Origin of the sequence: Halomarina salina, from assembly GCF_023074835.1 — an archaeon.
Classification (GTDB): Archaea; Halobacteriota; Halobacteria; order Halobacteriales; family Haloarculaceae; genus Halomarina; species Halomarina salina.
Genome location: NZ_JALLGW010000001.1, coordinates 2,686,360 through 2,709,879 on the forward strand (window position 1 = coordinate 2,686,360; position 23,520 = coordinate 2,709,879).

At 68.2% G+C, this 23,520-nt stretch carries 27 protein-coding genes; 18 read left to right on the forward strand and 9 right to left on the reverse strand.

The window, feature by feature from the left end:
* The first annotated feature begins 55 nt into the window (after positions 1-55).
* From MX571_RS13860 to MX571_RS13930, 15 genes are all read left to right on the forward strand, one after another.
* The gene (locus MX571_RS13860; protein ID WP_247417770.1) at positions 56-1,252 is read left to right on the forward strand and encodes a thiolase domain-containing protein; all 1,197 of its coding nucleotides are present in this window, start codon (positions 56-58) and stop codon (positions 1,250-1,252) included.
* Positions 1,249-2,637 carry a zinc ribbon domain-containing protein gene (locus MX571_RS13865; protein WP_247417772.1) on the forward strand — a complete coding sequence of 463 codons (1,389 nt, stop codon included), beginning with the start codon at positions 1,249-1,251 and terminating at the stop codon, positions 2,635-2,637. The genes MX571_RS13860 and MX571_RS13865 overlap by 4 nt, the downstream gene beginning before the upstream one ends.
* Positions 2,638-2,769: 132 nt before the next feature.
* On the forward strand, positions 2,770-2,946 hold the full coding sequence (locus MX571_RS13870) for an HVO_2753 family zinc finger protein (RefSeq protein ID WP_247417775.1): 177 nt from the start codon (positions 2,770-2,772) through the stop codon (positions 2,944-2,946).
* Between the two features lie 2 nt (positions 2,947-2,948).
* Positions 2,949-3,215: an elongation factor 1-beta gene (locus MX571_RS13875; protein ID WP_247417777.1), complete on the forward strand. Its 267-nt coding sequence runs from the start codon at positions 2,949-2,951 to the stop codon at positions 3,213-3,215.
* Between the two features lie 130 nt (positions 3,216-3,345).
* Positions 3,346-3,699, forward strand: a complete 354-nt coding sequence (locus MX571_RS13880; protein WP_247417779.1) for a hypothetical protein — start codon at positions 3,346-3,348, stop codon at positions 3,697-3,699.
* Between the two features lie 46 nt (positions 3,700-3,745).
* Positions 3,746-4,039: a 50S ribosomal protein L21e gene (locus tag MX571_RS13885; RefSeq protein WP_247417782.1), complete on the forward strand. Its 294-nt coding sequence runs from the start codon at positions 3,746-3,748 to the stop codon at positions 4,037-4,039.
* A 3-nt stretch (positions 4,040-4,042) separates the two neighbouring features.
* A complete protein-coding gene (locus tag MX571_RS13890; RefSeq protein ID WP_247417784.1) occupies positions 4,043-4,399 on the forward strand; it encodes an RNA polymerase Rpb4 family protein in 357 nt (118 codons plus the stop codon).
* Positions 4,400-4,503: 104 nt separating this feature from the next.
* The gene (locus MX571_RS13895; RefSeq protein ID WP_247417787.1) at positions 4,504-5,052 is read left to right on the forward strand and encodes a DUF655 domain-containing protein; all 549 of its coding nucleotides are present in this window, start codon (positions 4,504-4,506) and stop codon (positions 5,050-5,052) included.
* A 64-nt stretch (positions 5,053-5,116) separates the two neighbouring features.
* Positions 5,117-5,986, forward strand: a complete 870-nt coding sequence (locus tag MX571_RS13900; protein ID WP_247417790.1) for a 16S ribosomal RNA methyltransferase A — start codon at positions 5,117-5,119, stop codon at positions 5,984-5,986.
* The gene (locus tag MX571_RS13905; protein ID WP_247417793.1) at positions 5,986-7,110 is read left to right on the forward strand and encodes a mechanosensitive ion channel family protein; all 1,125 of its coding nucleotides are present in this window, start codon (positions 5,986-5,988) and stop codon (positions 7,108-7,110) included. The genes MX571_RS13900 and MX571_RS13905 overlap by 1 nt, the downstream gene beginning before the upstream one ends.
* On the forward strand, positions 7,110-7,685 hold the full coding sequence (locus tag MX571_RS13910) for a HemK2/MTQ2 family protein methyltransferase (protein WP_247417795.1): 576 nt from the start codon (positions 7,110-7,112) through the stop codon (positions 7,683-7,685). The genes MX571_RS13905 and MX571_RS13910 overlap by 1 nt, the downstream gene beginning before the upstream one ends.
* Positions 7,686-7,755: 70 nt before the next feature.
* Positions 7,756-8,745 carry a 5-methyltetrahydropteroyltriglutamate--homocysteine methyltransferase gene (locus tag MX571_RS13915; protein ID WP_247417796.1) on the forward strand — a complete coding sequence of 330 codons (990 nt, stop codon included), beginning with the start codon at positions 7,756-7,758 and terminating at the stop codon, positions 8,743-8,745.
* Positions 8,742-9,878 (forward strand): methionine synthase, encoded by a 1,137-nt coding sequence (locus MX571_RS13920; protein WP_247417799.1) that lies wholly within the window; start codon positions 8,742-8,744, stop codon positions 9,876-9,878. The genes MX571_RS13915 and MX571_RS13920 overlap by 4 nt, the downstream gene beginning before the upstream one ends.
* Before the next feature lie 169 nt (positions 9,879-10,047).
* Positions 10,048-10,215, forward strand: coding sequence for a hypothetical protein (locus tag MX571_RS13925; protein WP_247417802.1), 168 nt, complete (start codon positions 10,048-10,050; stop codon positions 10,213-10,215).
* Positions 10,216-10,332: 117 nt separating this feature from the next.
* Complete coding sequence (locus MX571_RS13930) at positions 10,333-11,289, forward strand: ribose 1,5-bisphosphate isomerase (protein WP_247417804.1); 957 nt, start codon at positions 10,333-10,335, stop codon at positions 11,287-11,289.
* Between the two features lie 40 nt (positions 11,290-11,329).
* Here the strand turns inward: MX571_RS13930 and MX571_RS13935 are convergent, their stop codons facing one another.
* Positions 11,330-11,689, reverse strand: coding sequence for a DUF7344 domain-containing protein (locus tag MX571_RS13935; protein WP_247417806.1), 360 nt, complete (start codon positions 11,687-11,689; stop codon positions 11,330-11,332).
* A 174-nt stretch (positions 11,690-11,863) separates the two neighbouring features.
* Here MX571_RS13935 and MX571_RS13940 point away from each other — a divergent pair, with 174 nt between their 5' ends.
* The gene (locus MX571_RS13940) at positions 11,864-12,736 is read left to right on the forward strand and encodes an ATP-dependent ribose-1-phosphate kinase (protein WP_247417808.1); all 873 of its coding nucleotides are present in this window, start codon (positions 11,864-11,866) and stop codon (positions 12,734-12,736) included.
* A gap of 206 nt (positions 12,737-12,942) precedes the next feature.
* On the opposite strand, the gene MX571_RS13945 is transcribed toward MX571_RS13940, so the two are convergent.
* From MX571_RS13945 to rbcL, 4 genes are all read right to left on the reverse strand, one after another.
* Complete coding sequence (locus tag MX571_RS13945; protein WP_247417810.1) at positions 12,943-14,607, reverse strand: NADH-quinone oxidoreductase subunit D; 1,665 nt, start codon at positions 14,605-14,607, stop codon at positions 12,943-12,945.
* Between the two features lie 402 nt (positions 14,608-15,009).
* Positions 15,010-15,264, reverse strand: a complete 255-nt coding sequence (locus MX571_RS22475; RefSeq protein ID WP_368409053.1) for a hypothetical protein — start codon at positions 15,262-15,264, stop codon at positions 15,010-15,012.
* Between the two features lie 267 nt (positions 15,265-15,531).
* A complete protein-coding gene (locus tag MX571_RS13955; RefSeq protein ID WP_247417815.1) occupies positions 15,532-16,374 on the reverse strand; it encodes a hypothetical protein in 843 nt (280 codons plus the stop codon).
* A 217-nt stretch (positions 16,375-16,591) separates the two neighbouring features.
* Entirely contained in the window at positions 16,592-17,839 is a 1,248-nt protein-coding gene (gene rbcL / locus MX571_RS13960) for a type III ribulose-bisphosphate carboxylase (protein WP_247417818.1), read from the reverse strand.
* Positions 17,840-18,009: 170 nt separating this feature from the next.
* Between rbcL and MX571_RS13965 the strand changes: the two genes are divergently transcribed.
* Positions 18,010-18,726 (forward strand): hypothetical protein, encoded by a 717-nt coding sequence (locus MX571_RS13965; protein ID WP_368409054.1) that lies wholly within the window; start codon positions 18,010-18,012, stop codon positions 18,724-18,726.
* Between the two features lie 45 nt (positions 18,727-18,771).
* On the opposite strand, the gene MX571_RS13970 is transcribed toward MX571_RS13965, so the two are convergent.
* The 4 genes from MX571_RS13970 to MX571_RS13985 are packed head-to-tail and all read right to left on the reverse strand — an operon-like array spanning position 18,772 to position 21,314.
* Positions 18,772-18,948, reverse strand: coding sequence for a hypothetical protein (locus MX571_RS13970; protein WP_247417823.1), 177 nt, complete (start codon positions 18,946-18,948; stop codon positions 18,772-18,774).
* Positions 18,945-19,493, reverse strand: a complete 549-nt coding sequence (locus MX571_RS13975; RefSeq protein ID WP_282594659.1) for a class I SAM-dependent methyltransferase — start codon at positions 19,491-19,493, stop codon at positions 18,945-18,947. Before MX571_RS13975 ends, MX571_RS13970 begins: the two co-directional genes overlap by 4 nt.
* Before the next feature lie 26 nt (positions 19,494-19,519).
* A complete protein-coding gene (locus tag MX571_RS13980; RefSeq protein ID WP_368409025.1) occupies positions 19,520-19,897 on the reverse strand; it encodes a 2Fe-2S iron-sulfur cluster-binding protein in 378 nt (125 codons plus the stop codon).
* A 1-nt stretch (position 19,898) separates the two neighbouring features.
* Positions 19,899-21,314 carry a selenium-binding protein SBP56-related protein gene (locus MX571_RS13985; RefSeq protein ID WP_247417828.1) on the reverse strand — a complete coding sequence of 472 codons (1,416 nt, stop codon included), beginning with the start codon at positions 21,312-21,314 and terminating at the stop codon, positions 19,899-19,901.
* Between the two features lie 299 nt (positions 21,315-21,613).
* On the opposite strand from MX571_RS13985, the gene MX571_RS13990 reads away from it, so the two are divergent.
* On the forward strand, positions 21,614-23,509 hold the full coding sequence (locus MX571_RS13990) for a S9 family peptidase (protein WP_247417831.1): 1,896 nt from the start codon (positions 21,614-21,616) through the stop codon (positions 23,507-23,509).
* Positions 23,510-23,520 lie beyond the last annotated feature (11 nt).

Below are 23,520 nucleotides of genomic sequence, written 5' to 3' on the forward strand. Positions count from 1 at the left end.
GTGACGACTCGCCGTGACCCGTATTGTCAAGGGGAAGAGGGACGGAGGGCGTGGTATGACAGAAGCGTACGTCGTCGGTGCTGGGCAGTCGGATTTCGGCTCGTACCCGGACGAGACGTATCGGTCGCTGTTCGCCACCGCGTTCGAGTCGGCGCGCGACAGCGTTCCGGAAGGTATCGACCGGTCGGCAATCGACGAGGCGTACGTCGGCACGCTCGGGGTCGGCGGTCGCCAGCTCGGCCTGCCCGGCCCCGCCGTCGCCGACCACGTGGGTCTCGACGGCATCCCCGTCACGCGCGTCGAGAACGCCTGCGCGGCGGGCGGGAGCGCAGTCCGGCAGGCGGTCAACGCCGTGCGCGCCGGGAGCGCCGACGTGGTACTCGCGGGCGGCGTCGAGGTGATGACCGACGTGTCGAACGACGCCGTCCGGTTCTGGCTCGGGGTCTCCGGCGAGACGGAGTGGGAACGCCTCTCCGGGACCACCTTCGCGGGCGTCTACGCCCAGATGGCCAGCGCCCACATGGAGGAGTACGGGACGACCCAGGACCACCTGAGCCACGTCGCCGTCAAGAACCACGCCAACGGCGCGAAGAACCCCCACGCGCACCTCCGGTTCGAGTGCTCGCTCGACCAGGCGACGAACGCGCCGACGGTCGCCGACCCCCTCACGCTGTTCCACTGCTGTCCGACGACCGACGGCGCCGGCTGCGTCCTGGTCGTCAGCGAGGACGTCGTCGACGAGTTCACCGACGAGCGCATCCGCGTCGCGGGCGTCGGCGCGTCCGCCGACTCGGTGGGCCTGTTCCAGCGGGACACGTACACCGCCGTCCCGGCGAGCCAGCAGGCCGCCGAGACGGCCTACGCCGAGGCCGGTATGGGTCCGGACGATATCGACTTCGCGGAGGTGCACGACTGCTTCGCCATCGCGGAGCTGATGGCCTACGAGGACCTCGGGTTCTGCGAACCGGGCGAGGCCGGGCCGTACGCCGCCTCGGGCGCGACGAAGCTCGACGGCGAGTTACCCGTGAACCCCTCGGGCGGCCTCAAGTCCAAGGGCCACCCCATCGGTGCGACCGGGGCAGGACAGCTCTCGGAGGCGTTCGCACAGCTCTCCGGGAACGCGGGAGAACGGCAGGTCGAGGGCGCTCGCGTCGGCCTGACGCACAACGTCGGCGGGAGCGGCGGTGCGGCAGTGGTACACATATTAGAACGCGAGGACGGTCAGGCGGCGACGGAGGTGAGCGGCCGATGACTCACACGACCATCACCGCAGTCGGCGGCTACGCACCCGAACGGCGACTCCCGGCCGACGCCATCGAGGAGGCGTGGGGGAACGCCCCGTCGGGAATCGAGTCGACGGCGGTCCCAGCGGGCGACGAGGACGCCCTGACGATGGGCGTCGCGGCGGCGAAGCGCGCGCTGGATGCGAGCGACGTCGACGCGAGCGACGTCGGCTGGCTCGGGTTCGCCACGACCACGCCTCCCGTGGCCGAGGGCGACCTGCTCGCCCGTCTCGCGTCGATGCTCGGCGTCCGCGAGGACGCGACGACGCGTCTGTTCACCGGGAGCGCCCGCGCCGGGACGGCGGCGCTCCTCGACGCGCCCGACTCCGGACTGGTCGTGGTCGCCGACTGCCCGCAGGGCGAACCGGACGACGACCGGGGGCAGGCGGCCGGTGCGGGCGCGGCGGCGTTCGTGGTGGGCGCGGACGCCGACGGCGCGACGGTCACCGACCACGCGAGCCACGCCGAACCCGCACCGGGCGTCCGGTTCCGCCGGTCCGGGAGCGACCGCGTCGAGGGCCTCGGCGTGACGACGTACGACCGCTCGGCGTTCGTCGACCCCATCGCCGCGGCCGTCGGCGAACTCGACACCGAGGACGCCGACGCCGTCGCCATCACCGCGCCCGACGGGAAGCGCCCGTACCGCGCGACCGGAGCGCTCGGCGTCGAGAGCGAGGCCATCCAGCGCTGTACCGTCGTCCACGAACTCGGCGACCTCGGGGCGGCGAGCGCCCCGCTCTCGCTCGCACGAGCGCTCGCCGACGGGGACGAGACGGTCCTCTGCGTCGGCGTCGGCGGTGGTGGTGCTGACGTCCTCCGCGTCGAGTCCGGCGGGTCGGTCCCCACGTCGCTCGCACTCGACGCTGGCGAGGAGGTGGGCTACGCCGACGCGCTCCGACTCCGTGGCGAGTTGAGCGACGACGAGGCCGGAACCGGCGCGGCGTACGTCACGATGCCGACGTGGGCCGAGTCGCTCCCGCAGCGGCACCGACTCCTCGCGGGTCGCTGTCCCGACTGTGGCGCGCTCGCGTTCCCGCCGCAGGGGGCGTGTCCGGACTGCCGCGAACTGGTCGAGTACGAGGAGACGCGACTCGCCCCCGAGGGAACCGTCGAGGCGGCGACCCGCATCGGTCAGGGCGGCGCACCGCCGGAGTTCGCCCCACAACAGAAGCGGGGCGGCGCGTTCGGCGTCGTCGTGGTGCGGTTCGAGGCCGCCGACGGCGAGGGGAGCGTCAGCCTCCCCGGACAGGTCGTCGGCGAGGCGTCGGTCGGCGACACGGTGCGGGGCGTCCTGCGCCGACTCTACACGCAGGAGGGCGTGACGCGCTACGGGACGAAGTTCGAGCGCGTCTGAGCGGAGCGGACAGCAGCGTGGCGGGTGGCGACGGGATGGGCAGTGACAGTTGGGGGCGCTAGCCGTGTGTCCCCCTCGCACGCTCCCGGCGGTTTGACAAGGATTAAACGGCACCGGCCGGTGACGTGAGGTATGAGTCAGGAACAGCGTCAGGCGCGGAAATGCGTCTCCTGTGGGATCAACATCTCCGGGACGACCGCGGCGGCGTTCAAGTGCCCCGACTGCGGCCAGCAGATCTACCGGTGCTCGAAGTGCCGCAAGCAGAGCAACCTCTACGAGTGCCCGGACTGCGGGTTCATGGGGCCGTAACCATGGGGAAGGTCGCCGCCCGACTCAAGGTGATGCCGAACAGCCCCGACGTCGACCTCGACGGACTGCAGGAGCGCCTCGAAGCGTCGCTCCCCGAGGGCGCGAAGATCTCGCGGACGGACCGCGAGGACGTCGCGTTCGGTCTCGTCGCACTGATGCCGACGGTCATCATCCCCGACGAGGCCGGTGGGACGGAGGCCGTCGAGGAGTCGTTCCAGAACGTCGACGACGTCGAGAGCGTCGACGTCGACCAGGTCGGCCGCATCTGAGCGTCCGGACGTTCTCCCCCTCGTTCTCGCACCGCGGAGTGCCATCGCCGTCCCGAGCGGTGCTCCTCGCGCCGTCGCCGATTTGACCGCAACCAACGGACTCAAACCCCCGTCCGCGCTGGTGAGCGATATGCGAGCGGCAGCGACACTCGTGTCCGCACCGGGAATCGACCGTCTCCGGCAGCTCCCGCCGGGTCGGCGAGTGACCGTCTCCCGCGAGGGCGACGCGATTCCGCCCGGGTTCGCCCGCTCGCCCTTCACCCTGCCGTTGACCGCGCGGACCGTCTACCGGGAGTGCCGGGCGACGGACTCGCTCGTCCTCTCGGTGTTCGACGACCGGGTCGTCGTCCGACGGGAACGGTACCACCCGCAGCGTCACCCGCTTCGCCACCTCCTCTTCGACCGGTTCGCGGTGTTCCTCGTCGTGGCCGTCGCGTGGCTCCTCGCGAGGCGTCGCCGCCGTGTGAACGACACTCGTCGGTGAGCGAGGAACGCACCATTTATGTCCGTCGTGTTGGTATCCACGGCAAATGCCGAGTTCCAAGGGCCCCTACCACGGTACCCGCGAGAAGCTGTCGAACGACCCGCGAAAGCGTGGCATCTCGCCACCCCAGCGCGCCATCCAGCAGTACGAGGAGGGCGAGCGCGTCCACCTCAAGATCGACCCCTCGATTCCCGAGGGTCGGTTCCACCCGCGGTTCGACGGTCACACGGGGACCGTCGTGGGCGAACAGGGTCGAGCGTTCAAGGTCCGAATCAACGACGGTGGGAAGGACAAGACGCTCGTCGTTCGCGCCGCACACCTGAAGCGACAGCAGGAGTAGGTAATGACGATATTCAAGGAAATCGTCGACGAGGAGTACCTCACCGTCCCCGAGGTCAAGGAGTTGCTCGCCGACATCGAGAACGAACGCGCGATGGACGAGGAGCGCGAGATGCGCTACGAACTCGCCCGCGCCATCGAGCACGTCAACCGGTTCTCCGAGCTCTCCCCGGAGGACTCTCGGGCGCTCGTCGAGGAGCTCCAGGAGCACGAGAAGGTGACCGACGAGACGGCGTTCAAGATCGCCAACCTGCTCCCGCGGACCCGCGACGAGATGCGGTCGGTGTACGCCCAGCAGCGCTACTCGCTGTCGGGCGACGAACTCGACGACCTGCTCAACGTCGTCAAGAAGTACGTCTGACTCGGTTACGGCGGTCGTCTCGGCGACGGCGAACAGGTCACATCGCGTGACTGTGGTCGTCGGTCCGACGTATCCTTAAATAGCTCCTTCGCGTTGAGAGTCACATGCCCAGTGCCGACAGTGGGTCGGTCGCGGTCGTCCTCGACTACCTGCCGCACGGACGGGCCGACGACGACCGCCCCCGCTTCCAGAAACCGTCGCTCGCGTACGCCCTCGGCGTCGACGACTTCGGACTGTACGAGTGCGTCCTGACCGAGGGCGCAGAGGTATCGTTCGGTGACCACGTCGACGTCCACGGCGACGACGTCGAGACGGTGTCTCGCGTCTCGTTCGAGGAACTGTCCGGCGGCGCGCGCTCCGAACTGGAGTACGCCGTCGAGGAGATCGTCGACGACGACGAGCGTCGATTCGTCGACCACTACAACGAGGCCCAGCCCATCACGCTGCGCCTCCACCAGCTGAACCTCCTGCCGGGTATCGGCAAGAAGCTTCGCGACACCATCCTCGACGAGCGAAAGCGCCAGCCGTTCGAGAGCTTCGAGGACCTCGACGAACGCGTCGACGGGCTCCACGACCCGCGACAGATAATCGTCGAGCGCATCCTCGAAGAGCTCCGGGAGGACGAACTGAAGTACCGCTCGTTCGTCCAGTAGGGCGCTCGCCCCCGCCGAACCGGATGAAACGCCTTTTTGCGTCCCGCCGAACTACGGTCGCGCAATGAGCGAGCGACCGGTCAGGGCGGGTACCCGCGACCCCGACGCACTCGTCCAGCGCGCGGGTGCACGCGGTGACCCGAACCACGACCAGCACTTCCTCGTCGACGACCGGGTCGTCGACCGGATTCCGGGCTACCTCCCGGAGGGAACCGACCGGAGCCACGTCCTCGAGGTGGGTGGCGGTCCCGGCGTCCTCACCGACCGCCTGCTGGCGAGCGCCCCCGAGGACGGTCGCGTGACGGTCGTCGAGCGCGACCCGATGTTCGCGGGGTTCCTCCGCGAGGAGTTCGCCGACGCCGTCGAAGCGGGCCGACTCGGCGTCGTCGAGGGGAACGCACTCGACGTCGACCTCCCCGACGACGTCACCGCGAGCGTCTCGAACCTCCCGTACAGCGTCTCCTCGAAGATTACGTTCCGACTGTTACCCCTGCAGATTCCGATGGTCCTCATGTTCCAGCGGGAGTTCGCCGAGCGGATGGCCGCCGAGCCGGGGACCTCGGAGTACGGTCGCCTGTCGGTGACGGCGGGCCACTACGCGGGCGTGGAGGTGGTCGAACCCGTCCCGAAGGAAGCGTTCTCGCCCGAACCGGCCGTCGAGAGCGCGCTCGTCCGGCTGACGCCGCGCGACCCGGACTACACAGTTCCCAACGCCGACTTCTTCCTCCGGTTCGTCACGGCCGTCTTCACCCAGCGCCGGAAGACCGTCCGCAACGCCATCCGGAACACCGCCCACATCTCCGAACTCGACGACGCCGACGCGGTGGTCGCCGAGGCGGACGAGGAACTGCTGAGCGCCCGTGCGGGTGACCTCTCGCCGGCCGACTTCGCAGAACTCGCCTCGCTGGCGTGGCGCGTCGGGGAGCCGCGCTGATGCAGGGGGGCGACGCACTCGGTCCGCAGACGGCGAACATCGTCGTCACCGCCGGGGCGTTGCTCGTCCTCCTGCTCGTGGCGCTGTTGATCCGGCGACTGGGTGACCCGCTGGAACGGTACGTCGATACCATCACCGCCGACGCGACGCAGTCCATCCTGTTCACCGTCGCTGCCGTCGCCACGGCGTGGTTCCTGCTGGAGCGCTGGGAGGCCGCCGGGAGTTTCGTCGAGGCGCTCGGAAACCCCACCGTCGACCCGGCGAAGACCGGTGCACTCGGCCTCGTCGCGGGGCTCATCGTCGTCGTCGCCTACACGCTGACGCGTATCAGCAAGACGCTGCTCGTCGAACGAGACGGTGACATCATCACCGGCCACAGACAGGAGGCGTTCTACCACGTCGCGCAGTTGACCATCTACCTCGCGACGCTCCTCGTCCTGTTGGCGCTCGTCGGCGTCAACCCGAGGGACCTCGTCCTCAGTGCGGGTGCGCTCGGCGTCGTCCTCGGCCTCGCCGCTCGGCAGACGCTCGGCGCGGTGTTCGCAGGCTTCGTACTGCTGTTCTCGCGGCCGTTCGAACTCGGCGACTGGGTGGTGATGTCCGACCGCGAGGGCATCGTCCGGGACATCAGCATGTTCAACACGACGCTCCGGACGTTCGACGACGAACACGTCATCATCCCGAACGACGAGGTGACCTCCAACGACATCGTCAACCGGTCGCGGATGGGACGACTCCGCGTCTCCGTCGAGGTCGGAGTCGACTACGACGCGGACGTGGGGCGGGCCGTCTCGCTCGCCGAGGAGGCGATGGCCGGCCTCGACGAACTGATGGAGACGCCCGAACCGCGCGTCGTCGTCGCGCGCTTCGGCGACTCCGCGGTCGTCCTCGACTGCCGGTTCTGGATAGCGAACCCCAGCGCGGCGCGTTACTGGCAGGCACGCAGCGCCGTCGTCGAGTCGGTGAAGTCCCGGTTCGAGGAGGCTGGCGTCGGCATCCCGTTCCCACAGCGGGTGCTCTCGACGCGACCCGACGCGACGTTCGAGGCGGACGTGGACGCACCCGGCCCCGAGTCCGGCAGGCCACGCCCCGAGTCCGACGGGGCCGCGGGGGGTGGTGCCTGATGGTCGACCGCGAGCGGGCGGCCGAGCAGGTGTACCAGCCAGCGGAGGACTCCCACCTGCTCGCGGAGACGGCCGCCGACGAACTCGGCGACCTGCCGGCGGATACGCGGGTCGTCGACGTCGGCACCGGGTCGGGCTACGTCGCCGCGCAGGTCGGCGACGCGACCGGGGTGGACGTGCTCGGCGTCGACATCAGCCCCATCGCCGTTCGGGAGGCACGCGACCACGGCGTGAGCGTCGTGCGGTCGAACCTGCTCGACGGCCTCGCGGGTCCGCTCGACGTCGTGCTGTTCAACCCGCCGTACCTCCCGACGGACCCCGACGCCGAGTGGGACGACTGGATGGAGTACGCGCTCTCGGGCGGCCCCGACGGACGGCGCGCCGTCGACCCGTTCCTCGACGACCTGCCGCGCGTCCTGGCCGAGGACGGCCGAGCGTTCCTGCTGGTCTCGTCGCTGACGGACGTCGAGGCCGTAACGGAGCGTGCGGCCGCGAACGGCCTCGCCGCGCGCGAACTCGCGGAGGAGTCGTTCCCGTTCGAGCGACTGGTCGTCCTCGAACTCCGTCACGCCTGACGCTCGGATAACTATAGCGCATATATCGAACGAGAAAATATTATCACGGGTCGTTCCGTAGCCGTGCGTGATGACCGAACTCGTCGCGACGACGACCGGCCTGTTCCCGCTGCCCGACTGGGCGAAGTCGGAGCTCGCGGACCTGAAGGGCCACCAGAAGGACGACCTGGTGAGCGGTGACGAACCGCCATCCGTGGTCGAACAGTACGACCGGGCACGGGAGGAGGTAGTGGCCCGCCAGCAGGAGGCCGGCCTCGACCGCGTCGTCGAGGGGCAGCTGCGCTGGGACGACATGCTCGCGCACCCCCTCGCCGTGCAGGAGAACGTCGAGACGCGCGGTATCGTCCGCTACTTCGACAACAACAACTTCTACCGCGAGCCGGTCGTGACGGGCGACCTCTCGCCGACCGGCGACCTCGCGGCGGACCTCGATGCGGCCGACGTCCCGGGCGACGAACTGCAGGCCGTTATTCCGGGGCCGTACACGCTCGCGGACCTCGCCACCGACGACCACTACGGCGAGGGCTTCCTCGACGCCGTCACGGAGTTCCTCGTGGGGGAAGTCGAGCAGTTCCCCGACCACGCGACGCTGCTCGTCCTCGAACCGTCGCTGGTCGAGGAGCCGCCGGAGGACGGTGCGGACGAACGGGCCAGCGAGGCCATCGACCGCGTCGTGGGTGCGAGCGACGCCGAGAGCGTCGTCTACCCGTTCTACGGTGCGCTCGACGAGAAGGTGTACGCGCACCTGCTCGACGCCGACGTGGACGCGGTGGGCTACGACTTCGTCACCGACCACGAGGACAACCTCTACAACATCAACGAGTACGGGACGACCGACTCGGTGGCACTCGGGTTCGTCGAGGGACAGAACACGAAGGTCGAGTCGCCCGACCTGCTCCGCGAGCGGGTCGAGTGGGTCGAGGAGAACACGCCCTCGGCGACGTTCGACCGGGCGTACGTCCTCCCGAACACGGAGACGTTCTACCTGCCGACAGAACGCTTCGAGGCGAAGTTGGACGCGCTCGGTGCGCTGACGCGACCCGAGGAGGTGACGGCATGACGCGCAACCCCGCCGCCAACCGCGAGCAGTTCCGCCCCGCCGACCATCCGAACGAGCACTTCATCCTCTCGACGGTCGTCGGGAGCTACCCCAAACCGAAGTGGCTCAACCGCGCCCGCGACCTCTACCACGGCGAACTGGAGGTCAGCGCGGCCGACCGCGCCAGCGACGAACCGCGCGGCAGTTTCGACATCGACGTCGACTTCGACGAGGAGAACTGGCAGGAGGCGAAGGACGACGCCTCCCGCCTCATCACGGACGAACACGAGCGAGCGGGGCTCGACGCCATCGTCGACGGCGAGATGCGCCGCAACGAGATGGTCGAGTACTTCGCCCACCGCATCGCGGGCTACGAGTTCCACGGCCCGGTCAAGGTGTGGGGCCACAACTACTTCGACAAGCCGTCGGTCGTCGACGAGGTCGAGTACGACGAGACGTGGCTGGTCGACGAGTTCGCGTTCACGGACGACGTCGCACAGCGACCCGTCAAGGTGCCCATCACCGGGCCGTACACGCTCGCGAACTGGTCGTTCAACGAGCACTACGACGACGACGCCGAACTGTCGTACGCGCTGGCCGAACTCGTCAACACCGAGGTGGAGAAGCTCGTCGAGGCGGGCGCACGCTACGTCCAGATAGACGAACCCGCCCTCGCGACGACGCCCGACGACCACGCCATCGTCGGCGAGTGTCTCGAACACATCACCGACGGCATCCCCGAGGACGTGCGCATCGGTCTGCACGTCTGCTACGGCGACTACTCGCGTATCTACCCCGAGATTCTCGACTTCCCCATCGACGAGTTCGACGTCGAACTCTGCAACGGCGACTACGACCAGATCGACGTGTTCACCGAACACGAGTTCACCGCGGACCTCGCGCTCGGCGTCGTCGACGCCCACGTCGCGGAGGTCGAACCGGTCGAGGACATCGTCGAGAACATCAAACGCGGGTTCGAGGTCGTCCCGCCCGAACGGCTCACCGTCTCGCCGGATTGCGGGCTGAAGCTCCTGCCCCGCGAGGTCGCCTACGGCAAGATGGAGAACATGGTGACCGCGACCCGACAGGTCGAGGCCGCGCTCGACGACGGCGATATCGACCTGCCCCGCGTCGCCGCCCGCGCCGACGACTGAACGACACCGTTTCGCCCGACGGCGCACGCTTTTTCGGTCACGTTCCGGGAGTCACGCTCGATACCACGCAGCGAGAAGCTTTACTATGAAAGGTCCAGTAGTTCGGATTCTTCCCGGGACGCGACGGTGCGGCGCTGGTCGCGACGACCGCTCGGGAGGGGACCAACTGATGACACACCAGAAGATCGTCCACTGTACGACGTGCGGGCAGGTGTACGCCGCTCGAAAGCGCGAGGACGGGACGTTCATCCTCTCCACGGCCGACGGGCGGTGTCGCTGCGGCAGCGACCGACTGAGCGAGTACGAACTCGCAGAGCCGGAACCGGCACCGACCTGAGGCGGCCCGGATCGCACGACGACACTGGCCATTGCGGCGCGGTCGCCACGGCGGCGGTCGCGACGACGGTGTCACCTCCGGAACAACTGTTTATCCGCTCGGCGTGATACCGCCGGTATGGACCTCCACCCGACCGTCGAGACCACCGCGGAGGACATCGCGTCGATGGAGACGCGAGGGGCGGCGACCATCGGCGCGGCAGCGGCTGCCGCCCTCCGGGTGCAGGCAGGGGAGTCGGACGCCGTGACGCCCGAGGCGTTCCGTGCCGAACTCCGCGTCGCTGGCCGACGCCTCCACGAGACCCGGCCGACGGCGGTGAGCCTCCCGAACGCCCTCCGCTACGTCCTCCGACGGATGGACGGCGACGAGGTAGCGACGCTGCGCGCGAGCGTCGTGAAGGCTGCGACGGAGTTCGAACAGCGCCTCGACCGCGCCCAGTCACAGCTCGGCGCAATCGGTGCGAACCGCCTGCAGGACGGCGACGTCGTGATGACCCACTGCCACTCGACGGACGCGCTCGCCTGCGTCGAGGCGGCCCTCGACCAGGGGAAACACCTCGAAGCCATCGTCAAGGAGACGCGCCCGCGTCTCCAGGGCCACATCACCGCCAGAGCGTTGCGCGAGATGGGCGTCCCCGTGACGCTCATCGTCGACAACGCCGCGCGTCGGTACCTCGACGACGCGGACCACGTCCTCGTCGGCGCGGACGCCATCGCCGCCGACGGGAGCGTCGTCAACAAGATCGGGACGTCGGGGCTGGCGGTCAACGCCCGCGAACGTGGCGTCCCCATCGTGGTCGCCGCCCAGACCATCAAACTCCACCCGGCGACGATGACGGGCCACACCGTCGAGATAGAGATGCGCGACGAGCGGGAGGTCGTCTCCGACGAGGACCGGGCGGACATCGGCGACGTGGCGGTGGAGAACCCGGCGTTCGACGTGACGCCACCACGTCACATCGACGCCATCGTCACCGAAAGCGGCCAGTTCCCGCCCGAGAGCATCGTCACGCTGATGCGCGAACTGTTCGGTGACGGCGTCGCGGAACCGTGGGTCGAACCGACGAACGAGTAGGGGTCACAGCGGACGGGCGATGTAGCGAACGGTCGGCGAGTCAGTCGAGGACTGCGGACTCGCCCGGAGTGTACCAGTTCTGTGAGGAGAGGTCGACCGGGAGGGTGGCGAGGATGTGGGCGAGGTGTTCGGTCGGGTCGACCAGGTCGTCCTCGCAGGTGGGTTCGACGAGGTTCGCGTCGACGAGTTTCGGGACGTGGACGTGGTGCAGGCGAATCGCCGCGTCGCGACGCTGATGCTGAGTCGCTGCCGTCCTGGTAGCGTCGTCGCGGTCAGCAGAGAGGCGCTCGGCGAGCGTCGACTGCGTCGTCGCCCCGTTGGTGTGGAGATACTGGAGGACGAATCGCCTGTCGGCGCTCGACAGTACGTCGAACGTCTCGTCCAGCGTCGGTCGTCCCATACCGTCGTCTCTGTCCCCACACATCGATGTTGAACGGTTCTGGTCATCGAACGGTGATAAATACTTCGCCCGTTCTCGGTAGTGTATCCATCGGAGAGCGCTCCTACACGGTGTCGTCTCCGAAACCGTCGTCTCCACGGGTTTTTTCTCGCGACGCAGCGTCACCACGGACCGATGCGCATCCTCTGTGCCGGTCACGTCAACTGGGACGTGACGCTCCGGGTCGACCGCCTCCCGGAACCGGACGGTGAGGTGTCGATCGAGGAGCGTGCCCAGGCGGGAGGCGGTAGCGCGGCCAACGTCGCCTGTACCCTCGCGGCGCTCGGCGAGGAGGTGGCACTGTTCGGGAGCGTCGGCGACGACGAGGAAGGGAGGCTCACTCGCGACGAACTCGACGGGTTCGGCGTCGACACGAGCCACGTCGTCACGGTCCCGAACCACGAGACCACCACGAAGTACCTCGTCGTCGACGGGACGGGCGAGGTGATGGTGCTGTCGAACAGCGGTGCGAACGAGGCGTTCACCCCCGACGACATCGACCCGTCGGTCCTCGCGAGCGTCGACCACCTCCACCTCACCAGCCAGCGACCCGCCACCGCCGCCGCACTGGCCGAGGCGGCGGCCGGAGTGGGCATCGACGTCAGCTTCGACCCCGGCCGTCGCATCGCGAGCAGGGACTACGCGGCGACGCTCGTGAACGTCGACGTCCTCTTCCTCAACGAACGCGAGGCGCGCGTCCTCGTCGACCACGCCTCGTTCGAGTCGCTGGTACGGGAGGCATGCGTGGTGGTGAAACGCGGCGGTGAGGGGGCGACGGTCCACAACCCAGACGGCGAGGTGGACCACGACGGCTACCCGCTCGACCCGCTGGACACGACCGGTGCCGGCGACGCGTTCGCCGCCGGGTTCCTCGCCGCGCGCACCGAGGGGTACGAGCGGGCGCTGTCGGTGGCGAACGCCTGCGGGGCGCTGGCGGCGCTCCGGGTCGGAGCACGGACGACGCCGACGGTGGACGAGGTGGAGGCGTTCCTCGCAGAACACGCGTGAACGGCAGCGTTCGGCGACCGATTCCGGTCGGTGTGTCACGGGTCGTACCCTGAGCGGACATCGAAGTGAGCGAGGACGACGAGACCAGGGAAGACGAGGACGATGAGAACGAGCGGTCGGACGGCAGGACCATGGACGAGTCGTAGACCGAGACGAACCCGGTGGGGACGAGCGGTCCGCCGCCGTCTGGGCCGACCAGGGCCGTCTTACCGGTCGACCGACCCGAGCACGATGTCGAGGCTGCCGAGCGACGCGATGAGGTCCGGGATGTACTCGCCGTTGGACATCTCCGGGAGCGCCTGCAGGTTCGAGAAACACGGCGAGCGAATCTTGAACCGGGCCGGCGTGTCGGTCCCGTCCGAGCGGATGTAGATGCCGAGTTCACCCTTCGCGGCCTCGACGGCCTTGTACGTCTCCGTGTCCGGGTCCGGTTTGAGCGTCCGCGGGACGTTGCTCTGGAGCGTTCGCTCGTCGTCCGGCCAGTCCTCGAGCAGGTCGATACACTGGCCGACGATCTTCGCCGACTCCTCGACCTCCTGCATCCGGACGAGGACGCGCGAGTAGTTGTCACAGCCGTCCTCGGTGACGACGTCCCAGTCGAGTTCGGGGTAGTAGCCGTACGGGTCGTCGCGACGCAGGTCGTAGTCGACACCCGACCCGCGAGCTACGGGACCGGTGACGCCGTAGCTCTTGGCCACCTCGGGTTCGAGGACACCGGTGTCGATACACCGAATCTGGAAGATCTCGTTGCCCGTGACGAGGTTGTGGTACTCCTCCAGTTTCGCGGGGAGTTCGTCGAGGAAGTCGCGGACCTTCTCGTAGAACTCCTCGCTAGGCTCGGGGACGTCCCACGCGACGCCACCGAGGCGGAAGTAGTTGTACATCATCCGCTGGCCAGTGAGATCCTCGAGGATGTTTTGGGCGATCTCGCGGTCGCGGAACGCGTACTGGAAGATGGCCGTGAAGTCGCCGTAGACGTCCAGCGCGAACGTCCCCAGCGCGAGGAAGTGACCGGTCATCCGACTGAGTTCGACGCCGAGCGTCCGGAGGACCTGGGCGTACTCCGGCACGTCGAGGTCCGCGAGGTCCTCCGCGGCGCGCGCGTACGCCCACTCGTTGGTCATGTTCGCCGTGTAGTCCCAGCGGTCGGGGTAGGGCATGATCTGGTGGCGGTAGGTGCTCTGCTCGCACATCTGCTCCTCGCACCGGTGGAGGTAGCCGATGTCCGGTTCGACGTCGGCGACCGTCTCGCCGTCGAGCACCGTCTTCAGGTGGAGCACGCCGTGGGTCGCGGGGTGGTGGGGACCGACGTTGATGAACATCGTGTCCGAGTCGTCCTCGCGGTGGTCCTCCTTCAGCGGGTTGGCGTGCTCGCGGAAGGTGACGACCTGTGGCTGCTCCTTGTCGTAGTCCTGCCGGAGCGGGTGGCCCTGCCACGTCTCCGGGAGCAGGATGCGTCGGAGGTCCGGGTGGTCGTCGTAGCGGATGCCCATCAGGTCGTACGCCTCCCGCTCGTGCCAGTTCGCCGTGTCGAAGACCGCCGACCCCGACTGACTGCGCGGGTCGTCGTGACGCGTCGGGACGACGACGCTGACCTCCTGGGTCGGGTCCGCGTACTTCTTGAGGTGGTAGATGCTCTCGAAGCGGTCGCCGTACTCCTGGGCCGTCACGCTCGAGAGGTGGTCGAAGCCGGCCTGCTGTTTGAGTCGACCGAGCGCCTCCTCGACCTGGTCGGCCCGGACGACGAACCCCTCCGCGTTGAGGTGGGTCTCGCGACCGACGACGAGGTCACCGAGCAGATTCGCGAGGGCGTCGTGGTCCGTGCTGTGAATCTGCCTGCCTTCTCTCTGAACTGTAGGTTCCGTGCTCATGGTGGTCGCGAGAACTCGGGGACGAACCGACCGCAGCAGACGGTTCGGGAGTCTCACCAAGGGTTGAGGGCGAAAGGTGATGAGTCGATGGCAAGCGCTCGCAACCGGCACCCACCACGGAGCGTGCTGTGGTCGTTCGAGGTTCGGTGGGGCAGCGTCGGTCCGTCCGATATCGTCGACGGCACCCCTTCTGGGGTCTAGCGGCGCTTCTGGAAAGAAGTCGACGCCTCGGGGGTTGCAGCGGGCGGTGTCAGTCGCTGGTGACTGCCTGCCGGTCGAACTGCTCGCCGGCCTCGGTGACCTCTTCAAGCGACCCCTCCTCACGAAGCGACTCTTCGAGAAGGTCGGCGGCCTCCTCGTAGCCGAGATCGTCGACGAGCGACGTGGGGTTGCCGTAGGCGGCTATCCCGTGGTGTTCGGTCTTCTGTCCGACCGAGATGTTGTACCGGTCGAGGACCTCCTCATCGTACTCCTACGCCAACGGCTCGCGTTCACCGACGAGCGCGTACACGGCCTGCTCTTCTTTGGTCCGTGGTTCCTCGCCGAAGCGTCGAACACGTCTCCCAGACGGTCGACATGGTTCTGGGCCTCCTCACGGTGCTCGGAGAACCCCTGACTCGCCGTCTCGTCGCTCGTCTGGTTGGCCAGCGTCTCCAGCGCGTCGACGAGTTGCTGTTCGGTGTAGTACCGTCCCTATAGCCCTTCGACGAAGAGCTTCTCTATCGAGTCGGTAGTCATAGTGGTACAGTCGTGTGGGTTCGACCGGCGTCGTGTTGGGAACTGTGGTTGCACAGGAAGGGGACACGAGACGCAGGCGACCCGGGGCGGTACGACGGTCATTCGGTCGCCGCGCTGGTCTCGGAACGGGACTCCAGTTCGACCGCGTTCCGGTCGAGCGCAAAACAGTGACCCGGACAGCGACGTCTACGCACCGTCCGACGACTCGTCCCCGTCGTCGGAGGTGACGTACCGCCACAGCTCGCCGTCGCGTTCGACCCCCGGAATCGCCGCGAGCGAGTCAGTGAACCGGTCCGCGTCGTCGGCCGACCCGGTCTCGGCCGCGACCACCCGGACGAGGTCGGCGGTCCGCCGATCATCGGCGACGACCGACTCGAACAGCGCCGAGAGGACCTCGGTTTCCTGGCTGTCGGTCGCTTCGCCCTCGATAGCGTGTCTCGCACTCCCGTACGCGTCGCCGTCCCGGTCGAGCACGCGGCGGCCGTCGCCGTCCTCGTCGAGCGACGCGTCGTCGCCGGCGTACCGCCACTGCGTCTCGTCCTCCGCGGGCGGGACGACGCCCGGGAGCGCCGTCAGTCGGTCGCGGACGAGGTCGGTCCACCACGCCTCGGGGTCGTCGTACCCCGCGGGCGACTCGTCGAACACGCCGTCGACGAGTTCGCTGGCCGTCGACGAGTTCCACTGGCGGAGGAAGACGAGCGAGCGACGCAACGCCTCTTTCTCGTCGACGTCGAGGTCGAACGAGGCGACCACGAGGTCGACGGCCCGTGGGACGTCGGGGTCGTCCGTCGGGTCGTCGGCGTCGGTCGAGAGCAGTCGACGACCGCTCGACGTGGGTTCGTACTGCCCCGCCTCGCCCTCCTCGACGAGACCGTCGTCGACGAGGTCCGAGAGCAGCGACTCGACGCGTCCCCTCGGCCTGTCGACGTGGTCGGCGAGCGTCTCCGGGTCACCTTCGCCCCCGACGACCCGCCGCAGGACGAGGTCGTGGTCGCCGTCGACTGTCGTGGTCCCGCCTGAGTCGGTCATGCCGGGGTTCGGGGAGCTACGGGGGTCAATGCTCGCCCTGCTGTCGCCTCCTCGGCTCGCGACCCCTCGACCCGTCGGCCGGCTCTATCAGCTGAGTCACTCCGAGTCGCCGCGAGCGAATCCAGCCTATCGAGTGTCGTCGTCGGTAGATGCAGCGCGCGGGTGAGTCGTGGGAAGCCCAGACATTCGGCTAGGTCGTGTAACCCCCGAGAGCCACCTAACGCGGTGTCTCGGTGCCCCACTTCTCGATGGCGACGCCGAGTTCGGGGTGGTCCTCCGCGTACTCCTCCAGCGAGATACCCTCGACCGTCGCGTCGACGGCCTGCCGGAGCGCCTTCGCACCCGCGTGGGTGCCGTCGGGGTGACCGTGCACGCCACCACCGGCCTGGACGCCGACGTTCGTCCCGACGCGGTCGACGAGCTCCGGGACCAGTCCGGGGTGCAGACCACCGGAAGCCATCGGGAGCACGTCGTTCAGGCCGTACAGGTCGCCGTAGAGCCACTCGTTGATCCCGACGGTGTCCTCGTTGGCGAGTTTCCCCAGGTCGGCGGTCCCCGTGTGCAACTGGTCTGCTCCGCAGAGACGGGAGACCTGCGCGATGACGCGCATCGAGACGCCCTGCGTCGGGACGCGGTCGAACGCGGCGTGCATCGCGCGGTGTGCGTGGATTGCGAGGCCGTGTTTCTCACAGCGCTCGCGGACGGCCTGGACCGCGGCCCACCCGCACGTCACCACGTCGACCATCACGTACTCACAGCCCGCCTCCGCGACCCGGTCGACGCGTTCGAGCATCGTGTTCGCGTCCGCCGTGACGTTGACGAGGTAGCTCTTCTTCTCCCCCGTCTCGTCCTGGGCGTCGTCGCGGGCGGCCAGCGACTCGGTGAGGCGGTCGTCGAACGGGTTGAACTCCTGGTCGGTGAGGTTCTCGTCGTCCTTCAGCAGGTCGAGGCCGCCGGTCCACGCCTCGTAACCGACCTGCACGTGCTGGTCCGTCGAGAGACCGACCTTCGGTTTCGGCACCGTCGCGGTGATGGGGCGCTCGCCCGCGTCGAAGATGTCGTTGCGGACCGCGCTCCCGAACTGCGGTCCCGCGAACGAGGCGGCGAGTCCCTCGGGCCAGTCGCAGTCCTCCAGGCGGATGCTGTCGACGGCCTTCATCCCCATGATGTTGCCCGCGATGCACGACAGCACCTGGGGCATGTTGCCCGCCTCGAACAGTTCCTCGGGGTACGCGACCCGCACGGTGTCGCCGTCGATGTCGTACGCCGTGGCCGAGAGGTCGGTGATGGAGCCGTCGACCTGCAACTCGGCCCACGTGCCGTTGGAGGACTCGCTGGCGACGCGGGAGGCGGCGGCCTCCACGTCCATGTCGCTGGCGGGGTGGACGGTGAACGTACAGCGGAGTTCCGAGTCGGCAGGCTCGTAGTTCAGGTCGAGGAAGTCCTCGTAGGTGATGCCGGTCATGCCCTTCCGGTTCGAGTGGTGGGGTTATAAAACGGGGCGGCGGGCCCCCCGGCTCACCGGGCCCCCGAGAACCGCACCGCAGAGACGGTTCTGCCAGTTGTCGAACGTATTTGTCGCTGGACTCTCCCGTCAGAGACATGGTAACGTCCATCAACGGGACGGTGAGGGGGATGGCGACGCGGGCGAACCCGATGTTCAGCGTGGGAGCGCTCGTCGTACCGTTCGGGGCGCTCGCGGGCGTCCTGCTGTTCGGCACGAACCAGCAACTGACGTTCGTCCACGTGATGGCGGGCGTGCTCTGGACTGGTATCGACCTCTTCATGGCGCTGGTGCTCGGGCCGGTGCTCGGCGGACTCGCCGTTGAGGAGCGCGCGAGCGTGTTCCAGCGCTTCACACCGAAGATGACGTTCCTGATGCCCGCGCTGGCGTTCACGACCATCTTCGGCGGTATCACGCTGGCGTCCCGCCTCGGCTGGTTCGAGACGGCCGACCCGTGGATAGCGCTGTTCTCGACGGTGTCGATGGTACCCGCGCTGCTCGCCATCGGCTGGCAGTTCGACGCGTTCCGCGACTGGCGCTGGTGGGCCGCGTTCGCCCTCGTCGGCGGTGGGAGCGCCGTCTACCTCCTGCTCAACCTCGGCGGGTTCGCTCCCATCGACCCCGCGGTGCAGGTCGCGCTGGTTATCGTCACGCTGCTCACGTTCGTCGGCTTCGGCGTGCTGATGCCCGGCGAGGCCAGGATGTACCTGGAGATGACCAGCGACGACCCGGACCCGAACGTCATCGGCGCAATCGGCCTGCGCAACGCGAAGCTGAGCGGCGTGCAGGGCGTCCTCCAGCTCGGTATCATCGTCGTCATGGTGTACCTGCGCTGGGGCGGGTTCTGAGCGACGTTACCTGTCGAACCGTGCCAGGAGAGCCGAACCGACGACTTACTCCTCGTCGGTGGGTGCGTGGGCCTTCAGCGAGAACAGGAACGGTAGCGACGCGCCCGGCAGGTCCCAGAACCCGTCGTCACGCTCGACCATCCCGGCGACCTGCTCGAAGCAGGCGAAGGGGTGTTCGTGGACGAACTCGACGGTGAGGCCCGCGTCGACGAGGCTCGTCATGATGTCCCCGAGCGTGTGGGGCCACTCCCGGGTCTCCGTGCTGTCGAGCGACGCCTCGCTGTCGGCGTAACTGCCGTCGATATCGTACTCCTGGGACCGTCTCCGAAGTACGGCCAGTCGGAGTGGAGGCGACCGTCGCGGAGGCCGACGTCCATCAGGACGTGGCTGAACGGGTGTATATTGGCGACGTAGAACGTGCCCCCCGGTGCGAGGCAGTCGGCGACCACCTCGACCCATCCTCCGATATCCGGGAGCCACGTCAGCACGCCGTAGGAGGTGAACACCACGTCGAAGCCGCCCTCGGGCATCGCTCCCGTCCCGGCGAGTGCCTCCGGCGTGTCGTAGACGTTCGCCTCGACGAACTGCGCCCGGTCGGCGAGACCTGCGTCGCTGGCCAGGTCGCGGGCGGTGGCGATGGCCTTCGCCGAGAAGTCGAGACCCACCACGTTCGCGCCCTCCCGTCGTCGTCGTCCGACTGCTCGTCCATGTCTCGGCCCCCCGTCGTGGAGGCAAAACCGTTCGGTGGCGGTGAGAGTCGGTGACAGACACCCTCACGAACAGCGTGAGGCGCTCACTTCCAGGGGTTCGAGACGAGTTCTCGGTGGACCGCCGCGCCGACCCGCAGTCGGCAGTCGGAACGCGGTTCGGCGACACAGAGCAGGACGTAGTCGTCCTCGCGGTGACGTTCCTTCAGGGCGCGCGGCGGTCGTCGATGGTCGACTTCTCCGCGTTCAAGCTGTGCCGTGCAGGTGGCGCAGGCACCGGTGAGACAGCCGAACGGGAGGCCCAGGTCGGCGCGCTCGGCGGCTGACAGCACCGTCTCGTCGGCCGCGACCGAGATGGTCTCACGACGTCCGTCGGACCACGCGAGGGTGACGGCGTGGTCCGAGACTGCCTCGGTCGAATCGCTGTCCGAGGCGGTAGCCTCGCTGTCCGTGCCAGTAGGCACGCTACTGCCAGACGTCGCTCGTGCAGTCGCCGTCCGGCCAGCGAATCTCGTGGGCGCGCGCCGGGCCGTGGGGCAGCTCGCCGAAGTCGACCAGGAACTCCTCGTCGAGTTCCATCGTCCCGCGGCGCGGGTCCACGTCGGCCTTCAGCATCACCGACCCCTCGGCCCCCTCGTCGGGGTAGAACTGCTCGTCCCACGACGAGAACAGCGAGGTGGTCCAGTAGAGGCGCTCGCCGTCGAGGCTCAACTGGAGCATCTGCGGGCCGCCGTGGACCGCCCGCTCGCCGTCGATGGGGTGACGCGGGCCGAAGTGCCCGCCGGCCCACACCCGGTCGGCGAGTCGCGGGTTGTCCGGGTCCGAGACGTCGTACATCCGGACGTCGCCGTGGAGCCAGTTCGAGAAGAACAGGTACCGGTCGTCCATCGAGACGAGCAGGTCCGTGACGAGGCCCGGCACGGGCATGTCCCAGTCGTCGTGGTCGCGCGCCTCCACGTCGATGACCTTGTCGGCGCTGAACTCACCTGGGCCGGAACCGCTCTCAGCGCTCTCTTCGTAGAAGTGGAAGACGTTCGACGACAGCGCCGCACCGACGAAGCCGTGCGTCGAGACGGGCGAGTGCAGGAACCGCACTTCGAGGGGTATCAGGCCCTCCTCACCGAGGTCGATGGTCTGTTCGACCGTGCCCTCCTCCCAGTTCCAGACGTTGAGCTTCCGGCCGTACTTGCCCGCCTCGACGTCCTCCAGGTCGAAGCCGGGGTAGTACGTCTCGGGCGCGGCCCACTCGCTGGAGATCATCACGTTCCGCCGGGGCTGATACCAGTAGTCGTAGTTCATCCCGATCTCGCCGGGCGGGTCCCAGCGCCCCGCGACCTCGAAGTCGTCGTTCAGTTCGAGGAACCCGCCGGGGAGTTCGCCGTCCGCGTCGCCGAGCATCGAGAGCACTATCTTCCCGTCGGGGATGCAGTGGACGGTGTGCGGTGCGCTCAGGTCGTGTTCGAACACCTCCTCCGGTTCGATTACGGTCTGGAGTTCGGGGTTCCGTCGGTCCTTCGTGTCGACGACGTGGATGCGCGAGGAGCGCTGGCCCGGAATCACGAGGTGGCGTCGCTCCAGTCCCTCGACGTGACACGACGAGGAGCAGGCGTTCCAGCCGAAGTGGTGTAACTCGTCGCCGCGGTTGGGCATCTCCACGCGGTCGACGACCTCGCAGTAGGACTCGGAGTTCGGGTCCAGGTCGACGACGGCGAGGAAGTCCGGCGCGTCGACGTCCGTCCCGACGTAGAGGCCCATCACGTACGCGAGTCGCTCGGGCGTCGACTCCTCGATGGCGGCCTGCGGCGTCGAGTACCCCGGCCCCTCGTGGTGCTGGTGGTCGTGCGTGCCGACGTCGGCACTCGGGTCGTCAGCGTCACTCATGGTCGGCGTCTATGAGACGCTCCACAGCCCTGAGTCGTCGTATTGCGGGCACCGCCACCGCTACCCCGCACGGCGCCCTCCGCGCTCTACCCGTCGTTTACCCGACTACGAGCACCCATGACAACGAATGTCACGTTTCATCGTCGTGATAGATTTCTGCAACATTTGCCCCATCACGGTCGCGGTGACCGTCCGTCCTCCGAATCAGTAGGGCGATAGCTTCGTGGGGAACCTGTCCGATTCGTTACCGAACGAAGCTTCTGGAAGCACTGATAGGTCGTCGTACTCAGTTCCGAACGATGACGGAGACAGACGTCCTCGAAGCCCTCGCTAGCCTCCCGACGATGGCCCACGCGACGCTCTCACCCGCCGGCGATCGCGTCGCGTTCTACTACGACGTCTCGGGCCGCAACGAACTCCACGTACTCGACGTGGCGAGCGGCGAACACGAACAGGTCAGCGACGGGGAGGTCCCCCGCAACGCTCGCTGGGGCCTTCACTGGAGCGCCGACGGCGAGCAGGTGTACTTCCACCTCGACGACGACGGGGACGAACAGAACGACGTCTGGGCGTTCGACCTCGGGTCCGGGACGGCCGAACCGGTCGTCGAACTCGACGGGCAGACCGCCCTGAGCGACGTCGGTGACGATAGTGAGACGCTCCTCCTCGGGTCGACGCGCGACGGCCAGATGAACGTCTACAGCCACGACCTGCCGAGCGGTGAGACGACGAAACTGACGGAGTACGAGCGGGCCGCCGCTGGCGCGATACTCTCCCCCGACGGCGACCGTATCGCCTACACGACCAACGAGTCCGAGGACTTCGACAACCAGGACGTCTACGTCGTGGACGCCGACGGGTCGAACCCCCGGAACCTCCACGTCGGCGAGGACGGCGCGGAGTCCGGCCCCGCGGACTGGCACGACGACGGCACGCGACTCCTCTTGTCGGACAACTCCGAGGACCTCGGCCGCTGTGGCGTCTACGACCTCGCGGCCGACGAGGTGACGTGGTACGCCGACGGCGACGGACCCGCCCCCACGGCCGAGGAGTCGCCCGTCCGCTTCCTGGACGAGGACCGGTTCCTCGCGCTTCGCGTCAGGGACGCCGCCGTCGTCCCGGTCGTCTACGACCTCGATACCGGCGAGGACGAGGAGTTCGACGTGCCTGAGGGCGTCACGACCAGCGTCTCAGGGGAGGGACTGCTCGACGACGGGCGCGTCCCCATCACGCTCACGACGCCGGACCGTCGCCCCGAACTGCAGGCGTACGACCTCGAGACCGGCGCGACCGAGACGCTCGTCGACGCCGAGTACGGGCCGTTCGACCGCGAGGACTTCGCCGACGCGGAGTACTTCACGTTCGAATCGCACGACGGTGCCGAGCAGAGTTCGGCAGGCAGCCAGACGGAGTCCGGCGATGGGACGGAGATAGGCGCGCTCCTCTACGACTCGGGCGAGCGACCGTCGCCGCTCGTCGTCAACCCTCACGGCGGGCCGCGCGCGGCCGACTACAAGTCGTTCGGCCTCTACACCCAGTTCCTCGTCTCCCGCGGCTACTCCGTCCTGCAGGTCAACTACCGGGGCTCGACCGGCCACGGGAAGGCGTTCGTCGACATGCTCAAGATGGACTGGGGTGGCGGCGAACAGCGCGACATCGCACAGGCGACCGAACTGGTCAGCGACTACGACTGGGTGGACGACGACCGCGTCGTCGTCTTCGGCGGCTCCTACGGCGGCTACAGCGCCTACTGCCAGATGACGATGTTCCCCGACCTGTACGACGCGGGCATCGCCTGGATCGGACTGACCGACCTCGAGGACATGTACGAGAACACGATGCCCCACTTCCGGACGGAACTGATGGAGAAGTACCTGGGCACGCCCGAGGAGCACCCCGACCTCTACCGCGAGCGCTCACCCGTCGAGCACGCGGAGAACCTCAGCGCGCCCCTGCTGATGGTCCACGGCGTCAACGACCGCCGCGTCCCGGTCAGCCAGGCGCGCATCTTCCGCGACCGACTCGACGAACTCGGCTTCGAGGCGGGCGAGGACAGCGCGTACGAGTACGTCGAACTCGGCGAGGAGGGCCACGCCTCCTCGGACATCGACCAGAAGGTCCGCCTGTTCGAGATACTCGACGACTTCCTCGACCGGCGCATCGGGACGACAGTGGAGTCGCTGGCCGACGACTGAACTCTATCCGC

What these genes read in the sequence shown, in the direction of transcription:
- MX571_RS13860 (WP_247417770.1), top strand. Translation starts at nt 56, where the DNA reads ATGACAGAAGCGTACGTCGTCGGTGCTGGGCAGTCGGATTTCGGCTCG.
- MX571_RS13865 (WP_247417772.1), top strand. Translation starts at nt 1,249, where the DNA reads ATGACTCACACGACCATCACCGCAGTCGGCGGCTACGCACCCGAACGG.
- MX571_RS13870 (WP_247417775.1), top strand. Translation starts at nt 2,770, where the DNA reads ATGAGTCAGGAACAGCGTCAGGCGCGGAAATGCGTCTCCTGTGGGATC.
- MX571_RS13875 (WP_247417777.1), top strand. Translation starts at nt 2,949, where the DNA reads ATGGGGAAGGTCGCCGCCCGACTCAAGGTGATGCCGAACAGCCCCGAC.
- MX571_RS13880 (WP_247417779.1), top strand. Translation starts at nt 3,346, where the DNA reads ATGCGAGCGGCAGCGACACTCGTGTCCGCACCGGGAATCGACCGTCTC.
- MX571_RS13885 (WP_247417782.1), top strand. Translation starts at nt 3,746, where the DNA reads ATGCCGAGTTCCAAGGGCCCCTACCACGGTACCCGCGAGAAGCTGTCG.
- MX571_RS13890 (WP_247417784.1), top strand. Translation starts at nt 4,043, where the DNA reads ATGACGATATTCAAGGAAATCGTCGACGAGGAGTACCTCACCGTCCCC.
- MX571_RS13895 (WP_247417787.1), top strand. Translation starts at nt 4,504, where the DNA reads ATGCCCAGTGCCGACAGTGGGTCGGTCGCGGTCGTCCTCGACTACCTG.
- MX571_RS13900 (WP_247417790.1), top strand. Translation starts at nt 5,117, where the DNA reads ATGAGCGAGCGACCGGTCAGGGCGGGTACCCGCGACCCCGACGCACTC.
- MX571_RS13905 (WP_247417793.1), top strand. Translation starts at nt 5,986, where the DNA reads ATGCAGGGGGGCGACGCACTCGGTCCGCAGACGGCGAACATCGTCGTC.
- MX571_RS13910 (WP_247417795.1), top strand. Translation starts at nt 7,110, where the DNA reads ATGGTCGACCGCGAGCGGGCGGCCGAGCAGGTGTACCAGCCAGCGGAG.
- MX571_RS13915 (WP_247417796.1), top strand. Translation starts at nt 7,756, where the DNA reads ATGACCGAACTCGTCGCGACGACGACCGGCCTGTTCCCGCTGCCCGAC.
- MX571_RS13920 (WP_247417799.1), top strand. Translation starts at nt 8,742, where the DNA reads ATGACGCGCAACCCCGCCGCCAACCGCGAGCAGTTCCGCCCCGCCGAC.
- MX571_RS13925 (WP_247417802.1), top strand. Translation starts at nt 10,048, where the DNA reads ATGACACACCAGAAGATCGTCCACTGTACGACGTGCGGGCAGGTGTAC.
- MX571_RS13930 (WP_247417804.1), top strand. Translation starts at nt 10,333, where the DNA reads ATGGACCTCCACCCGACCGTCGAGACCACCGCGGAGGACATCGCGTCG.
- MX571_RS13935 (WP_247417806.1), bottom strand. Translation starts at nt 11,689, where the DNA reads ATGGGACGACCGACGCTGGACGAGACGTTCGACGTACTGTCGAGCGCC.
- MX571_RS13940 (WP_247417808.1), top strand. Translation starts at nt 11,864, where the DNA reads ATGCGCATCCTCTGTGCCGGTCACGTCAACTGGGACGTGACGCTCCGG.
- MX571_RS13945 (WP_247417810.1), bottom strand. Translation starts at nt 14,607, where the DNA reads ATGAGCACGGAACCTACAGTTCAGAGAGAAGGCAGGCAGATTCACAGC.
- MX571_RS13955 (WP_247417815.1), bottom strand. Translation starts at nt 16,374, where the DNA reads ATGACCGACTCAGGCGGGACCACGACAGTCGACGGCGACCACGACCTC.
- rbcL (WP_247417818.1), bottom strand. Translation starts at nt 17,839, where the DNA reads ATGACCGGCATCACCTACGAGGACTTCCTCGACCTGAACTACGAGCCT.
- MX571_RS13965 (WP_368409054.1), top strand. Translation starts at nt 18,010, where the DNA reads ATGGCGACGCGGGCGAACCCGATGTTCAGCGTGGGAGCGCTCGTCGTA.
- MX571_RS13970 (WP_247417823.1), bottom strand. Translation starts at nt 18,948, where the DNA reads ATGACGAGCCTCGTCGACGCGGGCCTCACCGTCGAGTTCGTCCACGAA.
- MX571_RS13985 (WP_247417828.1), bottom strand. Translation starts at nt 21,314, where the DNA reads ATGAGTGACGCTGACGACCCGAGTGCCGACGTCGGCACGCACGACCAC.
- MX571_RS13990 (WP_247417831.1), top strand. Translation starts at nt 21,614, where the DNA reads ATGACGGAGACAGACGTCCTCGAAGCCCTCGCTAGCCTCCCGACGATG.